Source organism: Kineococcus sp. NBC_00420, from assembly GCF_036021035.1.
GTDB lineage: Bacteria > Actinomycetota > Actinomycetes > Actinomycetales > Kineococcaceae > Kineococcus.
In genome coordinates, this window is sequence record NZ_CP107930.1 from 202,689 (window position 1) to 219,607 (window position 16,919).

Below are 16,919 nucleotides of genomic sequence, written 5' to 3' on the forward strand. Positions count from 1 at the left end.
GTCGGACGACTTCGCGGTCATCCTGCGTTGTGCGCGGTCTCGAACGGCCAGCGAGGGCTTCACATGGCGATGTCCGAGTGGTCACGGGGTCGTTGTGGGCTCCTGCGGGTGGTGGTCCTGTGGAGAAGTTGATCAACGAATCGGGCTGACCCCGCCACCCACCGATGCTGCAAACACCCCAATAGCTCGAGCCTCCGCACCCCTCTCACCGCCCAGGAGCCGCACGTGCCCGACGGCTCGACCCTGATCCGCCGCCTGATCGGCGGGTTCATGATCCTCACCGCCCCCCTGGCACTGCCGTTGCTGTTCTTCCAGGCCGACCTCTTCGGCATCGAGAGCGACTTCTGCATCTACAAGGGCGTCAGCCCGCGCGTCCCCCTTGAACAGCGTGTCCTCGAGCGCGGCGTCGACGTCCGCCAGCACTGGGAGTGGTTCCCCATGGGGGTGCGCTGCGACTGGTTCCTCCGTGACGGCAGCTTCGTCACCACCACGGCTGCCACCTGGGACCGCGACGCCCTTGCTGCGGGCGCGATCAGCTACGGGCTGCTGGGCCTCACGATGGTGGCGGCACCCCGCATCAAGATCGGCGCGGATGCCTAGCTGACCGCCCCCAGCCTCGTCACCCTCGGGGAGGGGCAAGCACGACGTCACGGTCATCCCGCCGTCCCTGCGTGAGCAGAGCTCCAGCCCCGTGATGATGTTCTGGTGAGTCCTCGTCGGACCGCGCCTGTCCGCCGCGAGTTCAGCAAGGCCACCGAGTGGTTGGAACAGTTGTCTGTCCAGCTGCCGGCCCTGTCGTGCCTGGGGCTGTGCGAGGACTTCTGTAGCAAGGACATCGACGCCTCCATCACCGAACGCCGCCGGCTGTTGGCCGCCGGCGTCGACCTCGATGACCCCACCCCCGATGGGGCTTGCCCTGCGCTGAGTCGGACGTTCGGGGCCGGGCGGTGCAGTGTGTACGCCATCCGCCCCACGATCTGTCGACTGTGGGGCGCCACCGAGTCGATGCCCTGCCCGCATGGTTGCCGTCCCGAGGGCGGACTCGTTGACGACGCGACGGCGATGCGGTGGATGATCACCAGCCTGCAGATCGGTAACCACCTGGACGACCCAGCCGTGCAGGAGCTGCTCGAGCTGGCCCTGACCGACCAGGCGGCCGCGAGCCTGTTGAGCCGGTTCCTGCGTGGAGACCGGGCCATCACCACGCAGCTGTACGAGCGCATGATCCAACTACGAGCTCGACGTCCAGCTCGCAGCGAGCAGGCTCTGCTCCGGAGACAGCGACAGCTTGAGGAGGAAGACATCGGCGGCTTGGGAGTGCACACTGGTGCAAGGACGTTCAACTGATCAGGAGGGATGGTCATGACGGGGAATGCTCACAACCTGCACGTGGCCTCGCACCTGCAGGAACGCGACCGCCGAGAGGCTTCACGCCCCAGCGACTACCTGAGTGATTACCGGGGCGACCAGGTCGGCAACGACGGCCTGAGTGATCGCGAACGCGCTGAAGCGGTCGGCGATTATGAACGCCTGATGGCCCCCAGCTCCGACGATGCCGTCACGGCGATGGTCACGCGGGCACTGGCCCGCTCGTGAGCTGACACTGCATCCTGCGCCCGGCTACTCACTCTGGGTGGCCGGGCGTAGTGCTGTGCGATTCGCTGGGATTATGCAGGGGTGAGCCAGTCCCCGACAGCCGCCGGGCCACCCGCCACGGTCCCTGTCACGTTCTACTCATACAGCCCTGAGTACGCCAGCGAGGTGGCCCGCTTCGTCTGCGCGGACCCGGAGAAGATGCAGAAGACCGGGGGCCGGCGCAAGACTCACCCCCGCTGGTGGCAGGTGGAAGCGCAGTCGATCCTGCGTGCCTACCGGCCTCACCAGCATGGCGTGTCGCGCATGATCCTGGGACTGCGGCAGCCTTCCAATGACCTCGTAGCTCTTGGCCTGTGGGAGCCGCAACGCGGCGTCGGCGACGTCCGCGTCGTGCTGCAGAAGGCCCTGGGGGTTGTCCTCAGCGTGCAGGGGACCAACGTCGCCGGGGAGCTCTACCGCTACCGGTTGGAGCGCATCCTCCACGACACGTCCCACCAGAAGCCCGCCCCCTCGGTGCTGCTGGTGCAGAGCCGCATCCACGCACGCAACATCCCCAGCCAGCGATTGGCCACCCGGTTCGGCTTCGCCTACGACCACATCCTCTCCGACGAACGCGCCTTCGAGGCCACCGCCGGAGCGGATTTCATGCAGGTGTGGACCCAGGCGTGGCGCTCCACCCCCGGCACGGGATGGAAGTCGACAACGCCGCCAGCGGAGGGCGTCACGCTCATCACCTTCCCTTGATCAGAGCCATCCACGCCTTGTTCTGTTGCTGTCGCGGTCCGTGCAGCCGTGCAGTGCGGGTGCAGCTCGACGCCGAGGGCCTGGCGAGATGAGGTGCCGCGGAGACACGCTCCTCTATGAGCCTCACCCTGACCCGTTCCCCATCCCCCTCGGCGACGGCACCTGGCGCACCGACCCCCTACGCCTGGCCATCGCCGCCTACCTCGCCCGCTACCGCGGCGGAACCCGCCGCCACGCCGAATCCGACCTGCGCGTCTACCTCACCTGGTGCCAACTCCGTGGGCTCAACCCGTTGCAGGCCCGACGTCCGCACATCGAGCTCTACGTCCGCTGGATGCAGGAGACCCAGCACTTCGCCGCCTCCACCGTGTCGCGGCGGACGTCGGTAGTCGCCGGCTTCTACCGGACCTGCGTCGTCGACGAACTGCTGGAGCACTCACCCGCCGACTACGTCCGACGTCCCAACGTGCCACCGGAGTCACCCACCCTGGGATTGAATCACCTGCAGCTGGAAGCGATGCTCTCCACCGCCCGCGACTCCGCCAACCCGTGCGACTTCGCCCTGGTGTGCCTGCTCGGATTGCTGGGCCTGCGCATCTTCGATGCTGCGCCCTGGACATCGCCGACCTCGGTGAGGAGCACGGCCACCGCGTCCTGCGGGTTGTCGGGAAGGGTCACAAGGTCGTCCTCGTCCCGCTGGCCCCGGCGGTGGGGCGATCAGTGGACCGCGCCATCGGCGACCGCACGACGGGGGCGCTGCTACTGAACACTCGCTGCGGCCGCTCGGATCGCCACTCCGCGACCCGCCGTCTCAAGCACCTCGCCGACGATGCCCGGATCCGGTTGCCGCGGATGCACCCGCACATGCTTCGCCACACCTACGTCACCACCATGCTCGACGCCGGCGTGGACCTACGAGACGTCCAGATCGCGGCCCGTCACGCCGATCCGCGGACGACGATGCGCTACGACCGCGCCCGCGCTGGACCGCCACCCCAACTACATCCTCGCCGCATACATGGCCTCGGGGACCTGACGAGTCTGCTCCGACTTCACGCTTTTGGCGATGTCCGGGTGGACGCCGAACAGAAGGATCACCCGCATATCCCTGCGGTGCGCGCGAAGCGCACGGTCATCCCGCGGTGCGCGCGAAGCGCACGGTCATCCCGCGGTGCGCGCGAAGCGCACGGTCATCCCGCGGTGTGCGTGGTCGGCCCGGGTCGACGACGACCGGATCTGACGAATTGCGCGAGGTCCGGCAGCACCCCCAGAAGAGACTGGACTGGCCAGGACTACTTCAGCACTGTGATCACCATGACGGGGATCTACCTTGGCGGCGGCGGCAGCGAGCACGATGAAGCAGCACTATGGGATGAGGCGTTCACCCCCGGCCAGCGCGTGAGCATCTGGTCCTTCGCGATGCCTCTCGGCCCGGCCCGAACCGGCAGCGCCCAGTGGCTTTCCAACGCCTTGCGCACCCGAGGGGACTTCACCCTCGACGCTTGGGGCCTGGAGAAGACCGATGACGATCACAGCGCCGAGCGTCTGCAGCGCAGTCAGGTCGTCGCCATCCCCGGCGGCAACACCTTCGACCTGCTGCACCACCTGCAGCAGCACGATCTGCTCAGCGCACTGAACGCCTTCCTCAACGACGGAGGCCAGGTCTACGGCGGCAGCGCCGGCGCGATCCTGCTCGGCGCGGACATCGCCATCGCCGAGGCCGAGGACCCCAACGACGCCGGCGTGAGCGACACCCGCGGTCTGAACCGCTTGGCCGGGGCAGTGGTGCGACCGCACTACCAACCGGCGCAGGACACCGAGCTGCAGCAGTGGGCCACGGCGCACCAGCAGGTGGTGCTCGCCCTGCCCGAACGCAGCGGTGTCGTCATCACCGACACCGCCGGCTGTGTCATAGCCCGCAACGTTGGACCTGAGGCAGTGCAAGTCTTCAGCCCGACCGGCCAGCAGGCCCGCCCAGCGGGCATGGCCTGGGACCTCAACGAGCCCTGACAGTCGTCCCGCGGTGCGCGTGACGTCGCTGCATGCCGCCTTCGGTCGGCCTCGTATTGACGCTAGATCAGCAGGGATGAGCCGTCAGGGCGCCAGAGCAGCGCCGGTAACCGTCGCGCGTTCGATGAGCAGCGCCAGTCCCTGAGCGCAGCGCTGCTGGGCCGCTACATCGCCGTGGCGAGCCGCAACTACGGCCTGCACCACCTCATGGACCTCGGTGTCGCGCTCACCCCACCACCGCAACGCTGTCGCCTTCGATCCCAGTTGCCGCGTCGCCAGCCGCTGCAAGCACCGGGCAATGTTGGCGATGCGATCTGCCGCGGCCTCTCCACCACTCGGCGCCGGCCGCGTCAGCAGGTCCGACAAATACTCCTGCGTCTGACGAAGGAACAAGCCCTCGCTCACCTCCGGGAAGACCGAGCCGGTGGGCATCCCCCGCACCACGACGGCGTGTCGCCGAGCAGCTAGGACATCGTCGGAAGCGGCATGGCTTGGCCCCAGCCGTAGGCCTTCCGCCGACCACGACAGGCAGTGGCCCTGCACTCCCCACGGGCGTAGACCAGGCAGTGGCAGGTAGGCGACCTCCATCCGCGATGCCCACTCCAGGCTCATCGCTAGATCGTGGTGCAGGCGTCCCAGAGCGGGTCCGGGTAGCTGCTCAGCACAACTGCGGTGAACGGTCAGCACGTCGATGTCGCTGACCCCCTCGTCGAACTCCCCAGACACCGCGGAGCCAGTGAGGTAGACCCCGACGAGGTCCCCGACACTGAGGCAGTTCTCCAGCGCGGCGGCGTAGGCCGTAACGACGCTCAACGCTCGAGCATTCACCCCTGACTGCTTCGTGGACGACACACCTCGAAGAATGCCCCGACGCGCTGAATTGCGGCATGTTGCGGGCAACTGCGCGGCCTTGCCACCGTCAGTACGTGGTGACGGTGGTGAAGATCATTAGTTCGGTCACGTGTCCTTCATCGAGACCATGCTCTCCCGTGGGCATGAAGCCGGCTCGCTGCCAGGCGCGCACCGCGCCTACGTTGTCCACCGCCGGATCGACCACCAGGTCCCGCCAACCGCGAATGGTCAATTCCTCCGCCAGCGCCCGGGCTACGACCGGTCCCACTCCTCGTCCTTGCATGTCGGCAGCAATGAACATGTCCAGGCCACAGCGGTCGCCCTCCTGCCAGGCTTGGATGAGCCCGACAGGTGCTGCCGCCGTCTCGATGACGTACACGACGACCCCGGGTAGACGCGCTCCGGTGTACTTCGCGCGCACCTCCTCCAAGGTCACGGGGGCACCGCCCCACCACCGGTGTACCTGCTCCTGGCCCAGCCAGGCGGTGATGGTCTGGGCGTCGGTGGGATTGGCCTGGCGTAAGCGCAAGCCCTGCGAAAGGTTGATCGTCAGCTCAGACGGATAACTGCGCGTCATCCCCCGACGCTAGGACACGAGGCGCTGCACCATCTCCGTGGACTTGACCTCGCTGCTGTCGCCGACCTCACGGTCATCCCGCGGTGTGCGCGGTCGTCGACGTCGCGGTCATATCGATGTCCGCCACAAAGTCACAGGCGTCCAACCGTGCTTCCTCACTACCGTCGGCAGGGTGCACAGCCTCGACGACCCACCCACAATCGCCCCACCCACCCGCAGCGCCGTCATCGTGCCGGTACCCGCCGTCGATCACGCCGTCGCCGACCATCGCGCCCATCTGGACCGCGCCGCCGCCTGGGGCGTGCCCGCCCACCTAACCGTGCTCCACCCCTTCCTTCCCCCCTCGGAACTGGACGAGCAAGCCCTAAGCGCTCTGGCCACCGCGGTCGCCACCGTCGCCAGCTTCGACGTGACCTTCACCGCGACCGCCTGGTTCGGCTCCGAGGTGCTGTGGCTGGCGCCCGTCCCTGAGCAGCCACTGCGGCAACTGACCGCCGCCGTCTTCTCGGCCTTCCCCGACCACCCGCCCTACGGCGGCGCCCACGGCACCGACCCCGCCGACGTCCAGCCGCACCTGACCGTCGCCGAACGCGCCCTCGCCGGTCCTGACGGCCTGAACGCTCTGCGGGCCGCCGAAGCAGACGTGCGGACCCACCTGCCCGTCAGCCAGCACCTCGACCACGCCCTGCTGATCACCGGCTCTGAGCAGCCACGTTCGTGGCGCACCCTGCGTCGTCTGGAACTCGGGAGCCGGTAGCGTCGCGCTGACAGACGACCTGACGGTCATCCCGCGGTGCGCGCAGGAGGCACGGTCATCCCGAGCTGCCATGCCGACCGCGAACGATCCGGGAGACACCGCGGGCGATCGAATCCGTAGCCCAGCTCATCACGAGGAGGATCCCGCCGACGGCCAAAGCAGTGCGCACTACGTGCCCCTGCTCACCTTGCCTCTGCGCCACCACCGCCAGAGCCAGAGCAACGACACCCGCCGCCACGCGCGACAGCAGTCGCGATCCCCGCCGATGGCGCCAGCCGGCGCGCTTTGTCGAGTCGGACACCGAACGAGCATCGCGTACTCCTTCCACCGCCAGGGCGCCGTCCACGGCTGTCACCCTTTCGCCTGACGACCACTCGTCAGCCCCCTGGGCCGGACCCCTGGGCGACGTCACGGTCATCCCGCGGTGCGCGCGCTGTCGCCGGCGGCTGCGACCTCGCGGTCTCGGCGATGACCAGGTGGTCGGTGGGCGATGTGATCACTCGCATGTGCTCGGCCAGGGACACATCCACCTCATGCAGGTCACCGTGGAGGCGAGGGTTCCGACCGCTCACTAACGGAGCACGTCGAGGTCCTGACAGGTCCCGTCGACGACCCGTACAGCACCAGCATCGGTGATCACGCAAGCAGCCCCGCCCCCACGCACCTGCACCGTCATCACCCGCACCCGCTCACCGGTAACGGTGGAGACGGGCAGGTCCTCATCAACGGTGAACCGCAGGTGCGGCCGCGCCCCACCGAGATCACCCGACACCTCGTTCGAGACCGCCGCCCAGGACGTGTCGGTGCGGAAGTCGCCCCCGGCGCCGGCACGCTCCACCGCAGCCCGGACGCGTTCCGCTAGCCCCACCGCACCACCCGCGGCACTCACCTGCTCCGTGGCATCCACCGCGAACAGGTCATAGGGCGGCTGCGGCCGAAACGTCGACCAGACCAGTGACGCCATGGCTACCACCCCCAGCAGCGCCACCCACGACACCACCCGCCGCGGCAGCATCAACGCCACCCAGGCTGTGACCGCACCCACCAGCGCTCCCGCCGGCAGGCAAATCAGCAGCCACAACCCCAGCCAGGCGACGTCGCCGACCCACACCGTCAACGCCACCGCGAGCACCAAACCCAGCCCCGCACCCGCACCCGCATGACGGGCCACCAGCCGTCCACCCCGGGCGGAGCCGGAGACCAGGAAGGAGACGAGCACCCCGGCGTAGCTGCACCCCAGCACCACCAGCGCCCAGAACCCGGCGTCACGATCGACGCCGTCCTCACCGGTGGCCAAGGCGCCGACGGCCGCGGCAAGCACCGCCACCACGCCCGCACCCGCCAGCCGGCGCCACCACCGCGTCGCCCCGACGCCGAAGCCGTCACCGACCTTGCTGGCGCGCGAATCCGCAAGGCTCCCAGAGCCGTCCGACAGTCCGGTTGTCGTCACCACATCAGCGTCTCGCACACCACCTCGCGGTGCAGGGCTCATCACACCCTGATGGGTGTCACCTCGAACACATCCATCCGGTCATCCCGCGGTGCGCGCAAAGCGCACGGTCATCCCGCAATTCACGCGCTGTCGCCGGCGGTCGGCGACGTCACTCATCTGGCGATGTCGGACGCAAGCCCGACGTTGGAGGCCACTCCTCAGCACCTACAGATAGGCGTGCCGAACCGGTAGGAGCGGCCGCCCCTCAGCTACCGCGAAGCACCACCGCTTGCACCTGCAGCGCCTCAGCCCCGCACCTGCTGGCGTGCGACACGGTCGTACATCACCGTGAAGGGCCCGATGGCTGCGACGCCCATGAAGGCAGTACCGCTGATCACGAACAGCACGAAGTCGATCAGTGCTGGGGCCATGGACGACGCTAGAGACGCCCCGTCGTCAGGGTCTACGAACAAGGACACGCCGGTGTGCACCAGGGCGCCGACGAGGGCGCTCAAAAAGGCAGCGACACCCCAGGACCACTGACCCTGCTCACGAAGAACGCCTCGCCGTGCCCTGCGCGCCCCGTCCACGGCGCCCCACACAACGACGAGAAGACCCACAGCAACCCCAAGGATGAGGAACAAGCCGATGTCAGCGCCACCCACATCTCGTCGTGCGGTGACGTAGCTGTTGATCCGTCCAGCCGCCAGCAATCCCAGCACCAAGCCAAGGACTCGCAGAAGAACGGGTCTTTTTGGAAGTTGCATGATCAGGTTCACGCGTCGTTGCGCCCCTTCCGGAGTCAGTGATCACGACCTGTCACCCGGTCGACGTTAGTGGCTACCCATGGTCGTCGCCGCCGTCCGCGACGTCACGGTCATCCCGCCGTCCGCGCGGTCGCAGGCGGCTGGTGACGTCGCGGACATGACGATGTCCGCCATGTCGCCGTTCGCCCTCAGCGCACGCCGCGGGGTGGCCCCTCCCCCTTCATTGCCCTGGCCGCAGCGGCCACCGCCACGACCACCTCGCGGCTGGGCAACCTAGGTCCTGAACCCCGGCATCCGCGACGCCCTGCTCATCGCCGCCGACACCGCCGCGCGCCGCTGCAACAGGGGGTGCTCGTCGGGGCGACCCCCACAGGCAGGGCAGCCGGACCTCGCCCCGACGAGCGGCGCGGCGAGCGGACTAGTGAGGGGATGCCACCGTGAACGGACCGCCTGACGCCTCTTCACTATCGGCGAACACGCCCGCGACTTTGAGACCCCGACACCGTCGACACATGGACAAACCCGACCGTGCTCAGAACCGCGGAAGCGCCAACAGATCGTTGTTTCTCGCGCCGTTGGCGTAGGTCCACAAGTACGGCTCAGCACCCAGTCGCTCCGCGACAACCACCGGGACCTGCTGCACACCCCGACCGATGAAGACCTGCAGCCCCTGCCGCATCCACGTGACCAACTCGGCCATAGTGTCCGTCCCCACCAGCCCGCTCTGCAGACCACGCCACCGGTAGCGCGTGATCGCCTCCAGGCGATCACGCGTCCCCTGCAGACGGACGTGAGTGATCTCGATGCTCATGTCCAGAAGGTAGAGGCGCGCGGGCGGCTGCGCCGTTGACGTAGGGCCCCGATCATGATGCGACGACCCCACTACACCGCGTGACTCGCCGTCACTAGCCCCATGGCTGACGATGTCCTCACGCCCGTGACTGCCCGCGTGAACAGCTGTAACTCCCTGGAGGTTCGAGTGTGAAGCTCGTCGTGCTCGTCCAACCCAACGGCCGACTCGCGATCTGGTCCACCCCCGCGAAAGCACTCGTCCTCTGGGACGCCACCGATGCCCAGGTCGTGAAGTACTTCGCCACCGACGCCGTCGACAGCGCCCGCCACGCAGCCCGCTGGGCCATCGAACGCAGCCGCGCCGGACACACCCCGACACGGACACCAACCTGGGACGCAGCCGTCGCCAGCACCCGCCAACACACCCCGGACGCAGACCTCTGAGCAGAAGCACTGCGAGCATCGCGGTCCACGTACCGAGCAGCACGACGGTGGCGATGCCTGCTTGGCTATCCACCTCGACCCGTTCACAGGGCGCCTGGCCGCCACGCCGCGTACGCCTTCAGGCGTGCACGGCTGACACCGACCCAGGCGTGCCAAGCGGAAGGGGTCTCGGACAGGAAGCGTCCCCCATCCGAGACCCCAGCTGAACCCGCACCGCCAAGTACAGGCACCCGCTCACAGCCAGGAGAGAGCGAAGACCTCTCCCCACCGCGTAGTTGATCACGCCCCACCCGGGGATCGTGTCGGAGGTGGCCTCTACCGTCAGGGGGTCATACATCTCTGGGAGGCGACTGTGACTGCTGTCGCGTCAACCATCACCACCACCGCCGACGTCACTGCACCATGGCCGCAACCATGACTTCACACGTGATGGCAGACGTGTTCGGCTTTCGCCTTCCTGCATACGACCTGCACCTGGGATGGCTGATCGCAGCCGTCGCCACCGGCGGGCTCTGCTGCTTGGCCCTCCACTTCGCCCATCTCGCCGACGCCACCCCGCTGGGGTGGTGGCTGACCAGTGCAGCAGCAGGCATCGCCACCGTCGTGCTGCTCGGCACCTGGACCGCGCGACTTCTCGGTCCGCACGCCCCGGTCGTCGCCTGGAGCGGACTCGGGCTCCTCGCGTTAGCCGGCGGGGCCTACGCCCTAGCTGCGGAACGGCACTGACCGCAGCACCAGGAGAAAGCTCTAAACAAGTGTGGCCGGGCAGGGCACGTCCCGGTCATCCCGCAGTCCGCGCGCAGCGCACGGTCATCCCGCGGAGCGCGGGGCCCCCGATCACCCACGCATCTTCGCGAACCGGACTTGCGCCTGCTCCGCTGCGATGTAACAGAAGTGACGGGTGAGGCGATACAGCGGTCGAGACGCCACCTCCACCGCAACCGGGGGATGCCGGAGGCGGCGACTCGACCCGATGCCTGGCCCCGTCCGTCGTGGGCCAGTGCAGTGATCATCTCGTGCAGGTCACCGGATCAGCCCTGTGTTGGGGTGCATCCGACCCGCTCGTGGTGGTTGCCTAGGCGCACCGGGGGGTTGATGGCCGGGCGTGGGGGGACGCGCCCGGCCATCGTCATCTCCACCTCCGACTCCGCCTGTGGCCCCGGGTGAGTCCCCTGGAGTGGTGTAACTCGGCCTCCGCTGGCTGACCGGACACGGCGTGTCCCGGGAGGTAGGTGAGGGCCACCGCGTGAAGCTCTGCGAGTACCCGCCAAGGAACTCGTAGAAGGAGATCACCGCGATGGCCCTCGAGGCTCAGTCTGCCCTCTCCGACCTCGCCGACGCACTCACCACCGCCGAGGACGGCACCCTCATGCGCCGGATCCTGCAAGGAGCCCTCCAAGCCCTCATCGAGGCCGAAGCCGAGCACCACATCGGCGCCGGCCTCCACGAACGCTCCCCGGCCCGCACCACCCAACGCAACGGCGGCCGCGACCGCCTGGTGGCCACCACCGCCGGCGACGTCCACGTCAAGATCCCCAAGACCCGCACCGGGTCCTTCTTCCCGACCCTGCTCGCCCCGCGCCGGCGCATCGACCGGGCGCTGCACGCCGTCGTCATGGAGGCCTACGTCCACGGCGTCTCCACGAGGAAGGTCGACGACCTCGTCGAAGCACTCGGGGTGGAGTCGGGCATCTCCAAGAGTGAGGTCTCCCGGATCTGCGCCGACCTGGACACCGAGGTCGAGGCGTTCCGGACCCGCCCACTGGACGCCCAGGCGACGCCGTACGTGTTCCTGGACGCGACGTACTGCAAGGCCCGCATCCGGGGCCGGGTGGTGTCTCAGGCTGTGGTCATCGCGACCGGTGTCACCGCGGATGGGCATCGGGAAGTGTTGGGCTGCAACGTGGGTGATGCGGAGACGTTGGTGTTCTGGAAGGAGTTCCTGGCCTCGCTTCGCGACCGGGGCCTGCACGGGGTCCAGCTGGTCATCTCCGATCAGCACCGCGGTCTGGTGTCGGCGATCGAGCAGAGCATGGCCGGCGCGGCGTGGCAGAGGTGCCGAGTTCACTTCATGCGCAACCTTCTGTCCCGCGTCAACAAGGGCTCCTCCGATGCGGTCGCAGCGATGGTCCGGACGATCTTCGTGCAGCCCTCCGCCGCGGCCGTGAGCGAGCAGGTCCGGGTCGTCGCCGACAGCCTGCGGGGCAAGTTCCCTGCCGTCGCGGAGATGCTCGACGAGGCTGGTGCTGATGTGACGGCGTTCGCGGTGTTCCCCGAGGCGCACTGGAAGAAGATCTGGAGCACGAATCCGCTCGAACGGTTGAACCGGGAGGTCAAGCGCCGCACCGACGTGGTCGGTATCTTCCCCAACGCCAAGGCCCTGCTCCGCCTGGCCGGCTGCGTGCTGATCGAGGCCCACGATGAGTGGCAGTCCGGGGAACGGCGTTACCTCTCGGAGTCCTCGATGGCGTTGCTGACACCGCCGGAACCGACCGTCTTGCCGGTTCTGAACGGCGACTCGGGAACCGACACGAGCGCCGCACTCGACACGGGCACCGCGCTCACGGCATAGTCCGAAACCGCAGCGCTTCACGCGCGACGAGTTACACCACTCCCGGGGACGTCATCGTGGCCCCTCGCCGGCGCCGCAAGCGACGGCCCTAAGAGCGACCGGCAGTAGGTAGCGGGACCCACCTGCTTGTGCCCTGCGGTGACTACTCGACGGCGCTGCCCTAGTGGGGCTCCTCGCCGTGCGGAGCGCCCCAGCGTCACCGCCGTTCTCCGCCTATTGCCGGTCGCTCTAAGACTGCAGCGTCGACTCCAGTGCCGACTTCAACGCGCCTGCGGACACGAGGTGGGGTCCACTACCTCCTGCCCGCGCTGTCCCCCCGGAGCGGGTGACGGGCTGGTCGTGTCCCCCCACAGCGCACGACCAGCCCCTCTGGGCAGCCTCGCCATCCGCGGACGGCTGCTGATGGACGTGACAAGCGCAGACCTCGCCCAGGATGGTGCGCTGCCAGCGCGAGGATGGCCGCCGTGAAACGAGGACACCTGCACCACCTGGAGCTGTGGAGAGACGACGCCAGCACCGCCGACGGCCCCTGGCCCTGGCTGCTGCAGCGCCTCGGCTACACCTGCACCGACACCTGGTCCACCGGCTGCACCTGGACCTTCGGCCAGGCCTACGTCGTGCTCGAGTCCGGAGCCGACCACGCCCGCGGCCGCAGCGACCGGTTGCGCAGCGGCATGAACCACCTCGCCCTGTGGGCCGGCAACCGAGCAGACGTCGACACCCTCACCAGCGAGGCACCCCAGCACGGGTGGCGCCTGCTGTTCGCTGACCTGCACCCTCATGCCGGTGGGCCCCAGCACTACGCCGCCTTCCTCGAAGACGACGCCGGTTTCGAGGTGGAACTCGTAGCCGAGGAGCGAGGAGCTCTGGGCTGACGGCTTCACGTCATGCCGCCAAGCGGGTGTCTGCTGGTCTGCGCGAGATCAGGAGGATGCAGATGCTTCGACCTGGAGAGCGGCAGTAACTCTCTCCAGCAGCAGCTGGAACGGCTGCTCGCCAAGCCCTCCGGGGTTCCGCCCCACAGCGACGCGGCGCACGTTGATCAGCGACTCCGTGTCGGTGAACTGGTCTCGTGTCAGGTCGAGCTCGACCCCGCCAGCGGTCACGTTCCAGTAGTGCACGCCCTCCACCCGGCCCTCGTACTCAACGTCGGCGATCATCAGGTCGCCACCCAGCAGTCCCTGCAGAACCAGAGCGGTCGTTCCGCACTGACCTCGCGAGGGCTGCCCGCTGCCGCGGGCCATGTATTCAGCTGAGGCGAAGGAGGTGTCGGGTCCCCACGACGCCCGCGCTGCGGCTTCGATCGCACTCAGCGTCAACGTCGTCATCCAGGGCATGCTGCCGCACGGGGATGATCGCCATGTCTCCCAGCCTGCGCGTGACCGCACGGACGATCTTCCGGTCATCCCGTGTTGTGCGTGGTCGCCCCGGGGTTGACGGCACCGGATCTGACGACGTGCGTGCGTCTTCGTAAGAGCGCGCTCGTACTGAGGGTCCAAGATCGCGGGTCATGGCACAGTGAGGCATGGCTTCGCGGACCTCCAACTTCTGCATCGATGCTCATGACCCTCGCGCACAGGTGGCCTGGTGGGCTCAGGTGCTGGACGACTTCCACCCTGTCGACGACGACACCGAGGACGACGGGGACGAAGCGGAGCTGCAGGGCCCCGGCGGACGGGCACTGATCTTCCTTCGGGTGCCGGAGGCCAAGACGGTCAAGAACCGCATGCACATCTGCCTGCGCCCAGTCGACCGGAACCGGGACGAGGAGGTCGAGCGACTGCTCGGGCTCGGTGCAACGTTGGTGGATGACCTGCGCCGCGGCGACGAGGGCTGGGCGGTGCTCGCCGACCCCGAAGGGAACGAGTTCTGCGTGCTGACGACGGGTGCAGACGACGCGGGAATCTCGCAGCAGTAGCCCGACGAAGGTGCAGAACGTTCAAAGCCCTGGGTACTCGTTCGCGTAGATGAAGATCGCGGTCATCCCGCGGGGCGCTACGTCAGGCCAGGGGTACTGCTGTTCGATGCGGTGGCGGCATCGTGGCGATGACGTCGGTCCAGACCTCCACCGACCTCTCGATCTGGCCATCTTGGAGAGTGGCGAACGAGGCCACGTAGTAGGTGTCACCGGTGCCCGACGCTGGGCTCACGCGGGCTCGCAACACTGCCTGCGTCTGCGAGACGACGACCTCCTCCAGGAGGAAGCGCTGAGCACCGGGGTAGTCACGATTGGCCGCGACGAAAGACTCACGGGTGAAGGTCTCACCGGTGTGCACGTAGCTGGCGGAGAACGTCGGACTCAGTAGCCCCGCCAGAGCATGCCAATCCTGGGTGTCGATGGCTGCCACGAAGCAGCGCGCTACGTGCTCGACGTCTGGAGGGTCTCTGTTGGCGTCCACATCCTGATCCTCCAGCCAGGCCTGCACCGCCACGGTCTCGCCTGATCAACGCGAAATCAGGCCGGTAGACGTCTGCCGCGGTATCCGCGGACTTCACGTCATCCCGTGGTGCGCGCGAAGCGCACGGTCATCCCGCGGAGCGCGGGAACCAGAGCATGTCGCGTTCTCGGCGGCCGGCTCGGCATGAACGGTGGTGGATCCTCACGCCACCAGCCGACACCACACCGTCTTACCTTCACCAGCTGCGTGATCGGTGTCGGTGTCGGTGGCGGTGTCGGCATGCCGGCCGTCGATGTGGTGGTGCTTTACCCCCCACTCAGCACTGAGCAGGTCCACCAGATGCACCCCACGACCACCCACCGCTTCGGGCTCAACCTCACACGGACGAGGCAGGTCATCACTGCCGTCGCTGACCGAGACCAAGACGCTGAGGGGATCGACGCATTCGATCCTGAGCGTGATCGGCGGCCCGCCGTGACGCACCGCGTTGGTGACCAGCTCGGTCACCAGCAGATGCACCCGCTCGCGCTCGACGCTGTCGTGGGTGGTGCACCACCGCTCGTCGATGAACATCCGAGCCAGCCGTCCAGAGGCCAGCTCGGCGGGCAGGGTCACCTGTGAGGGCGGGGTGATGGTGCACACGCGTTCATCGTCGAGGTGACGCTGAAGCTCCGCCCGGTGAGATCTCCATCACGACACCGTCAGACCCCGGCGCACCACCCCGCGATGTGCAAAGTGCCGCCACACGCGTGGACCGGGTCAGAGGAAGCTCAACTGACCTGCCCTCTCACCTGCACCCGCGGGTCTGAGGTCGCCCGGATGTCGAGATCGCCCTGTGCCAGCTGCGTGTGCCAGCTGCGTGTGCCAGCTGCGTGTGCCAGCTGCGTGTGCCAGCTGCGTGTGCCAGCTGCGTGTGCCAGCTGCGTGTGCCAGTGGTCGGCGGTCGGCGGTCGGCGACGCTCGTGACGCCCACTGCGCCAGTCCGCGACCGTGGAAGCATTCAACGACTCACCGAGTCGGGCCCTAGATTGTCTAGATGATCTCAGGCACGGCCGCTGCGAGCAGCCGAGGCGAGGACCTCCTCGCAGTCGACATCGACCTACGTGCTGAAGAGCAGAAGCTCGACCACGCGGAGCAGCAGGCACTGGGTGATCCCCGCCGGCTGCGTGAGGTCGCGGAGCAGCGCGACGAGCTCGCCGACCGCCGCGATGCCGCCGCCGACGCCTGGGACGCGTTGGCCGATGACCGCGACGTCAGAGCCAGTGAGCGTGATGAGGCGGCCGACCAACGTGACCGTGCAGCCGTGGCCGCAGAAACCGCGGCCGGCGCTAGTGATGGCCCAGCTGCCGTCGACCGCTACCACGCCGCGGTCGCGCGAGATGGAGCCCTGGGGGACCGCCTCGAGGCCCGTGATGACCGCCGCCACGCCTCCACCGATCGAGACGCCAGCCGCAGGACTCGGCAGCGCGCAACGGCTGATCGACACCTCGCCGAGGAAGCCGCTGAACGGGACACCTGAGTCACCTGATGGCCACTGACCACCGTGTGCGCAGGTCGACCAGCTGCATCCCACCCCGGGAAGACCACGCGGTCATGACGCCCTCAGCGTGCAATCACGGCCCGGCAAGGTCCTCAGCTCAAAGGTAGGTGTCGACGCCACCCTTTGCGGCCGCAGCCTGAGCTGCTGTCACAGCCTTCTGGGCGGCGGCGATGGCCTTCTGGTCCGCAGCCAGCACAGCGGCCGAGGCCTTGGCCGCGGTGTCCTGAGCAAGCTTCTGCTGATCGGTCTGCAGCTTCTGCTGTGCGGCGGTCAGAGCCTGGTTGCTTCCGGTGGACGTGGCGCTGCGCGTGATGGTCATGGTCGTCACATCGGGTGCGGACCACGCGTCGTTTAGCCCCGAACCACTGTGCTGCTGCTATGCATCCCCCGCACTCACTTCGGCCAGCCGGTGGGGGGATCAGTCCAGGTCACGTCGG

At 68.1% G+C, this 16,919-nt stretch carries 22 protein-coding genes; 12 read left to right on the forward strand and 10 right to left on the reverse strand.

The window, feature by feature from the left end; translation table 11 throughout:
- The first annotated feature begins 225 nt into the window (after window positions 1-225).
- From OG218_RS01065 to OG218_RS01090, 6 genes are all read left to right on the forward strand, one after another.
- On the forward strand, window positions 226-600 hold the full coding sequence (locus tag OG218_RS01065) for a hypothetical protein (RefSeq protein ID WP_328291356.1): 375 nt from the start codon (window positions 226-228) through the stop codon (window positions 598-600).
- 105 nt (window positions 601-705) lie between these two features.
- A complete protein-coding gene (locus OG218_RS01070; RefSeq protein ID WP_328291357.1) occupies window positions 706-1,347 on the forward strand; it encodes a YkgJ family cysteine cluster protein in 642 nt (213 codons plus the stop codon).
- A gap of 42 nt (window positions 1,348-1,389) precedes the next feature.
- Window positions 1,390-1,596 (forward strand): hypothetical protein, encoded by a 207-nt coding sequence (locus tag OG218_RS01075; RefSeq protein WP_328291358.1) that lies wholly within the window; start codon window positions 1,390-1,392, stop codon window positions 1,594-1,596.
- Between the two features lie 165 nt (window positions 1,597-1,761).
- Complete coding sequence (locus OG218_RS01080; RefSeq protein ID WP_328291359.1) at window positions 1,762-2,340, forward strand: hypothetical protein; 579 nt, start codon at window positions 1,762-1,764, stop codon at window positions 2,338-2,340.
- Between the two features lie 88 nt (window positions 2,341-2,428).
- A complete protein-coding gene (locus OG218_RS01085) occupies window positions 2,429-3,106 on the forward strand; it encodes a site-specific integrase (RefSeq protein ID WP_328291360.1) in 678 nt (225 codons plus the stop codon).
- A complete protein-coding gene (locus OG218_RS01090) occupies window positions 2,995-4,350 on the forward strand; it encodes a tyrosine-type recombinase/integrase (RefSeq protein WP_328296202.1) in 1,356 nt (451 codons plus the stop codon). The genes OG218_RS01085 and OG218_RS01090 overlap by 112 nt, the downstream gene beginning before the upstream one ends.
- A gap of 84 nt (window positions 4,351-4,434) precedes the next feature.
- Here the strand turns inward: OG218_RS01090 and OG218_RS01095 are convergent, their stop codons facing one another.
- Both OG218_RS01095 and OG218_RS01100 read right to left on the reverse strand, forming a co-directional pair.
- Complete coding sequence (locus OG218_RS01095) at window positions 4,435-5,202, reverse strand: nucleotidyltransferase domain-containing protein (protein WP_328291361.1); 768 nt, start codon at window positions 5,200-5,202, stop codon at window positions 4,435-4,437.
- Window positions 5,203-5,269: 67 nt separating this feature from the next.
- Window positions 5,270-5,779: a GNAT family N-acetyltransferase gene (locus OG218_RS01100; RefSeq protein WP_328291362.1), complete on the reverse strand. Its 510-nt coding sequence runs from the start codon at window positions 5,777-5,779 to the stop codon at window positions 5,270-5,272.
- Between the two features lie 172 nt (window positions 5,780-5,951).
- Between OG218_RS01100 and OG218_RS01105 the strand changes: the two genes are divergently transcribed.
- The gene (locus OG218_RS01105) at window positions 5,952-6,536 is read left to right on the forward strand and encodes a 2'-5' RNA ligase family protein (protein ID WP_328291363.1); all 585 of its coding nucleotides are present in this window, start codon (window positions 5,952-5,954) and stop codon (window positions 6,534-6,536) included.
- A 571-nt stretch (window positions 6,537-7,107) separates the two neighbouring features.
- Here the strand turns inward: OG218_RS01105 and OG218_RS01110 are convergent.
- From OG218_RS01110 to OG218_RS01120, 3 genes are all read right to left on the reverse strand, one after another.
- Window positions 7,108-7,986 carry a hypothetical protein gene (locus OG218_RS01110; RefSeq protein ID WP_328291339.1) on the reverse strand — a complete coding sequence of 293 codons (879 nt, stop codon included), beginning with the start codon at window positions 7,984-7,986 and terminating at the stop codon, window positions 7,108-7,110.
- A 287-nt stretch (window positions 7,987-8,273) separates the two neighbouring features.
- Entirely contained in the window at window positions 8,274-8,747 is a 474-nt protein-coding gene (locus OG218_RS01115) for a hypothetical protein (RefSeq protein WP_328291364.1), read from the reverse strand.
- 520 nt (window positions 8,748-9,267) lie between these two features.
- A complete protein-coding gene (locus tag OG218_RS01120) occupies window positions 9,268-9,546 on the reverse strand; it encodes a hypothetical protein (protein WP_328291365.1) in 279 nt (92 codons plus the stop codon).
- A gap of 170 nt (window positions 9,547-9,716) precedes the next feature.
- Between OG218_RS01120 and OG218_RS01125 the strand changes: the two genes are divergently transcribed.
- From OG218_RS01125 to OG218_RS01140, 4 genes are all read left to right on the forward strand, one after another.
- Window positions 9,717-9,971, forward strand: a complete 255-nt coding sequence (locus tag OG218_RS01125) for a hypothetical protein (RefSeq protein ID WP_328291366.1) — start codon at window positions 9,717-9,719, stop codon at window positions 9,969-9,971.
- 438 nt (window positions 9,972-10,409) lie between these two features.
- Window positions 10,410-10,697, forward strand: coding sequence for a hypothetical protein (locus tag OG218_RS01130; RefSeq protein ID WP_328291367.1), 288 nt, complete (start codon window positions 10,410-10,412; stop codon window positions 10,695-10,697).
- 571 nt (window positions 10,698-11,268) lie between these two features.
- Window positions 11,269-12,543 carry an IS256 family transposase gene (locus OG218_RS01135; protein ID WP_328291368.1) on the forward strand — a complete coding sequence of 425 codons (1,275 nt, stop codon included), beginning with the start codon at window positions 11,269-11,271 and terminating at the stop codon, window positions 12,541-12,543.
- A 455-nt stretch (window positions 12,544-12,998) separates the two neighbouring features.
- Window positions 12,999-13,418, forward strand: a complete 420-nt coding sequence (locus OG218_RS01140) for a VOC family protein (RefSeq protein ID WP_442906342.1) — start codon at window positions 12,999-13,001, stop codon at window positions 13,416-13,418.
- 48 nt (window positions 13,419-13,466) lie between these two features.
- Here the strand turns inward: OG218_RS01140 and OG218_RS01145 are convergent, their stop codons facing one another.
- Window positions 13,467-13,871, reverse strand: a complete 405-nt coding sequence (locus OG218_RS01145) for a YunG family protein (protein WP_328291370.1) — start codon at window positions 13,869-13,871, stop codon at window positions 13,467-13,469.
- A 197-nt stretch (window positions 13,872-14,068) separates the two neighbouring features.
- Between OG218_RS01145 and OG218_RS01150 the strand changes: the two genes are divergently transcribed.
- On the forward strand, window positions 14,069-14,461 hold the full coding sequence (locus tag OG218_RS01150) for a VOC family protein (protein ID WP_328291371.1): 393 nt from the start codon (window positions 14,069-14,071) through the stop codon (window positions 14,459-14,461).
- Between the two features lie 82 nt (window positions 14,462-14,543).
- On the opposite strand, the gene OG218_RS01155 is transcribed toward OG218_RS01150, so the two are convergent.
- The 4 genes from OG218_RS01155 to OG218_RS01170 form a co-directional block, all read right to left on the reverse strand.
- On the reverse strand, window positions 14,544-14,975 hold the full coding sequence (locus OG218_RS01155; RefSeq protein WP_328291372.1) for a nuclear transport factor 2 family protein: 432 nt from the start codon (window positions 14,973-14,975) through the stop codon (window positions 14,544-14,546).
- A gap of 168 nt (window positions 14,976-15,143) precedes the next feature.
- Complete coding sequence (locus tag OG218_RS01160) at window positions 15,144-15,584, reverse strand: ATP-binding protein (RefSeq protein ID WP_328291373.1); 441 nt, start codon at window positions 15,582-15,584, stop codon at window positions 15,144-15,146.
- Window positions 15,585-16,041: 457 nt separating this feature from the next.
- Window positions 16,042-16,368: a hypothetical protein gene (locus OG218_RS01165; RefSeq protein WP_328291374.1), complete on the reverse strand. Its 327-nt coding sequence runs from the start codon at window positions 16,366-16,368 to the stop codon at window positions 16,042-16,044.
- Between the two features lie 211 nt (window positions 16,369-16,579).
- On the reverse strand, window positions 16,580-16,801 hold the full coding sequence (locus OG218_RS01170; RefSeq protein ID WP_328291375.1) for a hypothetical protein: 222 nt from the start codon (window positions 16,799-16,801) through the stop codon (window positions 16,580-16,582).
- Window positions 16,802-16,919 lie beyond the last annotated feature (118 nt).

Coding starts and splice junctions, on each gene's coding strand:
- OG218_RS01135 (WP_328291368.1), top strand. CDS start 11,269: ATGGCCCTCGAGGCTCAGTCTGCCCTCTCCGACCTCGCCGACGCACTC.
- OG218_RS01145 (WP_328291370.1), bottom strand. CDS start 13,871: ATGACGACGTTGACGCTGAGTGCGATCGAAGCCGCAGCGCGGGCGTCG.
- OG218_RS01150 (WP_328291371.1), top strand. CDS start 14,069: ATGGCTTCGCGGACCTCCAACTTCTGCATCGATGCTCATGACCCTCGC.
- OG218_RS01170 (WP_328291375.1), bottom strand. CDS start 16,801: ATGACCATCACGCGCAGCGCCACGTCCACCGGAAGCAACCAGGCTCTG.
- OG218_RS01085 (WP_328291360.1), top strand. CDS start 2,429: ATGAGGTGCCGCGGAGACACGCTCCTCTATGAGCCTCACCCTGACCCG.
- OG218_RS01120 (WP_328291365.1), bottom strand. CDS start 9,546: ATGAGCATCGAGATCACTCACGTCCGTCTGCAGGGGACGCGTGATCGC.
- OG218_RS01100 (WP_328291362.1), bottom strand. CDS start 5,779: ATGACGCGCAGTTATCCGTCTGAGCTGACGATCAACCTTTCGCAGGGC.
- OG218_RS01140 (WP_442906342.1), top strand. CDS start 12,999: ATGGCCGCCGTGAAACGAGGACACCTGCACCACCTGGAGCTGTGGAGA.